Below are 4,556 nucleotides of genomic sequence, written 5' to 3'. Positions count from 1 at the left end.
GTTCGAACCCGTCCATATTGTAATGCTGCTCAATGCTGGAGAACCACAAATGCGGCCACCAGCCTGGATGATGAGCCCAGTGCGAAATGGCGAAATAGGCGACGAAGGAAGCGGCGAAGCCGGCCAGCGCGCCCCACGCCTTCTGCCGGAACGCAACCAGCAGCACGGCAAAAATGGCAAGAAAAACAATATTGTCTGGCCGCACCATGAAGGCGAGAAAGAGCAGGAGCGCCGTTGCCATCTCGCGACCGCGGACATAGGCGTAGAGCCCGCCGAGCAACAGCGCCGAACACAACAAATCCGGCGTCGAGGCGCGCGCCGCATCGCCGAAATCAGCCATGATCAGCACCGCGCCGACCACAGGCGCCAAGGCCAGTGCCCCTTCGGAGCGCAGCCACATCAGGGCGATCGCGCCGAACAGCAGAACCGAGAACACTGAGACCAGGCGCATCGCCTCGACCGGCGACATCACCGCGCTCATCGTCGACAGTATCTCGGCGTAGAGAAATTTGATCCGGTACATGCCGAGCAGTGAATGGAAGTCGGCGGCATTCTCCGCCATGTGACTGCGGAAGCCGCCGCCATCGTCGGTCAGCGCCTTATAGTCGCCTGCGGACACGCCCGATTTGACAGTGCTGTAGGCATAGTCATGCAGCGCCTGTGCATCGGGATAGGTGCCTTCCTCCGCTATAGCGAGATAGGGCAGCATGTCCCAGTTGGCGTCGGGCATCACCCATGCGGTGAACGCTGTAAAAAGAATGTAAAGCGCGAAAGCCGCCGCGCCGATCGGTGCTGCCAGCCGCGCATAAGTCCCCTCGCCCCACGTCAGAACGGGCTCGGTGAGCCGGTCGACTGGGTTTTGTGGAGCGGGCGACTTGGTCAGCATCGTTGTATCCAGCGAGCGCTTAACGGACCTGGCTTTTGACGAAATCCTTCACGATTCCCACGATGCCGCGCGACAGCAGGCTGTCGAAGGCATCGACGAAGCGGTCGACATGCTCGCGCTGGCAGATCAGCGGCGGCTCGAGCCGGATGACGTTGCGGTTGTATTCGGTGAAGGCGACTAACACATCGTAGTCGCGCAGCAGCAGCGCCCCGATGAAGCCCGACAGCGAACCCTTCAGCTTGTCGTCGAGCACGCTGACGATCGGCCGCAGCACCATCGGCAAGGTCTGCGAGAAGTCGTGGAACTCCAGGCCGATCATAAAACCCTTGCCGCGCACCTCCTTGATGATCTTCGGGTACTTTTCCCTGAGCGCCTGCAGGCGCTGCAGCAAATAGTCGCCGGTGACGGCGGCATTGTCGATCAGCCCCTCGTCGTAGAGCACGTTGAGCCCCTCGATCGAGGTGACGCAGGCCTCGCCCATGCCGCCGAAGGTCGCCATGGCATGGATCATCGCCGTTTTCGGCGTGCCATAGGCCTTCATATAAACCTCGCGCCGCGCGATCATCGCGCCGACCGCGGCCTTGCCGGCGCCAAGCGATTTGGCCAGCGCCGTCACATCGGGAATGACGCCGTAATGCTCGAAAGCATAGAAGCGGCCTGACCGGCCATAGCCGCACTGCACTTCGTCGGCGACCCACAACACGCCATACTGGTCGCACAGTGCGCGCAGCTTCTGCCAATATTCGGCCGGCGCCTGGATGATGCCGCCACCGCCCTGGATGGTTTCAAGCACGATGACCCCGACCTCCGGATCGGAGCGGAACAGGCGCTCGACCGCCTCGATGTCGGCAAACGGGATGCGGACCGTGTTTTCGGCCACCTTGAAGTCCGCGCGGTAAAGCTGCCCGTCGGTGATGCCCAGCACGCCTTTGGTCTTGCCGTGGAAGGAATTCTCGGCATAGACGATCTTCGGCCGCTTCGGACCGGCCGCGCGCTCGGCTCTTTTCTCCTCCTCTTCCTTCGCTTCCTCCCCTTTCTAGTCCCCCCCTACTTTTTCGCTCTCTCCGGGCGAGACTTTGGCGATGTTGTGCTCTAGCGCTGCCGACTCTGTCGAACTGACTGCTCTTTCGACTGCCTTTCTCTTCTCCTCCTGGAATTTCTTGCGTGCTTCCAGGATGCGCGGATGATTGTGGCCGAAGGCCAGCGAACCGAAGCCGCCGAAGAAGTCGAGGATCTTGCGGCCGTTCTGGTCGATGTAGAACATGCCTTCGGCACGCTCGATCTTGATCTTGTGGAAACCGAGCAGCTTCATGAAGTGCAGCTGGCCGGGGTTGAGATGCGCCTTGAACAGGTCGGTCATGCGGGCAACGTCCATCGCCTTGGCCTGCTCGACGCTGATCAAATCGGGCTTGGCGATAGTGGCGGGCGACAGCGACGGCGCGCTGACCATGGTGCGCAAATTGGTCTGTTCGGGCTTGGCCATGACGGTCATTTCAATCTCCTGTCTGCACGCACGACCAGGATCGAGCGCAACGAAAGCTGTTTTTGCGAGCCGCTATTCGGCGGGCACATGTTTGGTGGCGACTGCGTGGCCGGCTTTCTTGGCGCGGTACTCGCTATAGGCGGCGATCAGCATGTCCTCGTCGCGATATTGCGGCACCCAGCCGAGCTGGCGCCCGGCCTTGGACACGTCGAGCACGCAGTCCTCGTCGGCGATCAGATACTGTTCCGGGTCCATGATCGGCATGTTCAAGAGGTCGAGCAGGTCCAGCGTGCACTTGACCGCCCAGCCCGGTGTCGGGATCAGGATCGATTTCGAGCCGGCATGCCGGATCAAATCGCCGAGCAATTTCTTGACCGGCGGCGGGTTGAGCGAACCCAGATTATAGGCCTCATTAGGCACGCCGGCCTTCCAGGCCGCGCGCGCGGCCTCGGCGCAGTCGAACACCGAGATGAACTGATAGGGGTTCCTGCCCGAACCGATCATCGGCACCGGAAAATTCCAGTCGATCAGCTTGAACAGCTTTTCCAGGATGCCGAGCCGGCCTGGGCCGATGATCAGGCGCGGGCGAAACAGCGAGATCGACATGCCGCGCTTGCGCCATTCGGCCGCCAACTCCTCTGTCTTCTGCTTCGACCAGCCATATTCGCCCAGCGGCGCCACCGGGTGCTCCTCGGTCATCGGCTGCGTGACCGTGTGGCCGTAGATCATGTCGGTCGTGTAGTGGACGAGTTTTGACGCACCGGCTCTGTCCATGGCCTGCATGATGTGCTCGGTCCCATGAAAATTCACCGGGAAGAAGAAATCGTGCCGCTTGGAGCGCACCTGGATCGGCGACAGCATCTTGGCCGACAGATTATAGACCATGTCGTCGGCCTTCAGCCCAACCGCCGCGACCGATGCCGGATCGATGACGTCGCACTGGACAAAGCGGACAGTGCGGTAATGCGGCAGGTCGCTCTTGACGATATCGGCGACGACGACCTCTTCACCATCGGCCACAAGTTTCGGGGCGAGATGGCGGCCGACGAAACCGTCGCCGCCGAAAATCACATGTCTCATCTAACGATCTCGTTTGCTTGGATCTTGTCAGGCGTGATGGAAGCCGTCTGGTCTTCATGCCCTCGCTCGCCCAAATCCCGGCCACTTTGGGCGATCAGCACCGTGCCGACGCAGATGAAGGCGATGCCGGCGATGCGCCAGCCATTGAGGTCCTCGCGGAAGACGAAATAAGCGAAGATGGCGACGGCAACATAGGCGAGGCTGAGGAACGGATAGGCGAAGGAGAGCTCGACCTTGGACAGCACATAGAGATGCGATGCCATCGAGATGACGAAGGTACACAGGCCAAAGAACACCCAGGGGCTGAAAACGATCTGCAGCAACTTGACGAGCGGATTGACGCCCTCAAACGAGATCGGCCCGAGCGACATCATGCCTTGCTTCAGCATCAGCTGCGCGGCGGCATTGGTCACCACTGTAAAGAGAATGAAGACGATGTATTTCATGTGTTCCAAGCCACCCCCTCGCGATTCCTACTACAAACCCGCAAACATTTGGTGAAGTCCCAACAATATTTTGAGTAAATCGCGTTATTAAGCATCGATTAACCGGGAATTATTCGAGTTTTATCTATTCGGCCGCCTCGACCGAGCCTCGTCGCGCATCCAACCTCTTCGCGGTGCGCGCCCAGAAGTCAGACATGAAGGCGTGGTCGCGGAGCGCTTCCAGCCGCCGCCATTCGGGAAAGGACGAGGCGAATATCTCGGCGGCCATGCGGGCGTCCTTATATGGATTGACCGCGCCGCCGGCCTCGACCGTGATGCGGTCGAGTTCCCGCAGCAATGTCAGTGTCGCGGCACCCCTGTTGGGGAAATCCAGTGTCAGCGTGTAGCCGGAACGCGGAAACGACAGCAGCGCCGGCGAGCGGATGGAGCCAAAGCGTTTCAGCACCGTGAGGAACGAGCCCTGCCCGGCTTGCCTTGCAGCCGCCAGCAATGCCGGCACGGCCTCGCGCGCCGTCTCTTCCGGCACCACGCTCTGGTGCTGGAAAAGCCCTTTCGGCCCATAAAGCCGGTTCCAGTCGCGCACGCCGTCGAGCGGGAAGAAGAAGCCCTGATATCCGGCCTGGCGCTGCACGGTTGCCCGGCTCTTCCTCCACCTGTAGGC

At 60.9% G+C, this 4,556-nt stretch carries 3 protein-coding genes and 2 pseudogenes; all 5 read right to left on the bottom strand.

Annotated elements, in window-relative coordinates; translation table 11 throughout:
* A partial coding sequence (locus EN893_RS19915) for a glycosyltransferase 87 family protein (RefSeq protein WP_127269405.1) occupies positions 1-886 on the bottom strand: 886 nt, incomplete at its 3' end.
* 19 nt (positions 887-905) lie between these two features.
* Positions 906-2,336: pseudogene (locus EN893_RS19910) on the bottom strand (aminotransferase class III-fold pyridoxal phosphate-dependent enzyme).
* Positions 2,337-2,441: 105 nt separating this feature from the next.
* Positions 2,442-3,449 carry an NAD(P)-dependent oxidoreductase gene (locus EN893_RS19905; RefSeq protein WP_127269403.1) on the bottom strand — a complete coding sequence of 336 codons (1,008 nt, stop codon included), beginning with the start codon at positions 3,447-3,449 and terminating at the stop codon, positions 2,442-2,444.
* Positions 3,446-3,895: an EamA family transporter gene (locus tag EN893_RS19900; RefSeq protein ID WP_127269402.1), complete on the bottom strand. Its 450-nt coding sequence runs from the start codon at positions 3,893-3,895 to the stop codon at positions 3,446-3,448. Before EN893_RS19900 ends, EN893_RS19905 begins: the two co-directional genes overlap by 4 nt.
* Before the next feature lie 124 nt (positions 3,896-4,019).
* A pseudogene (locus tag EN893_RS19895) lies at positions 4,020-4,556 on the bottom strand (FAD-binding protein); the annotation flags it as partial.

The sequence above is a fragment of the Mesorhizobium sp. M7A.F.Ca.CA.004.04.2.1 genome (genome assembly GCF_004022825.1).
In the GTDB taxonomy this organism is placed as follows: Bacteria; Pseudomonadota; Alphaproteobacteria; order Rhizobiales; family Rhizobiaceae; genus Mesorhizobium.
Note: the sequence above shows the minus strand (reverse complement) of the source record. Positions and strands in the feature narration are given on the sequence as shown.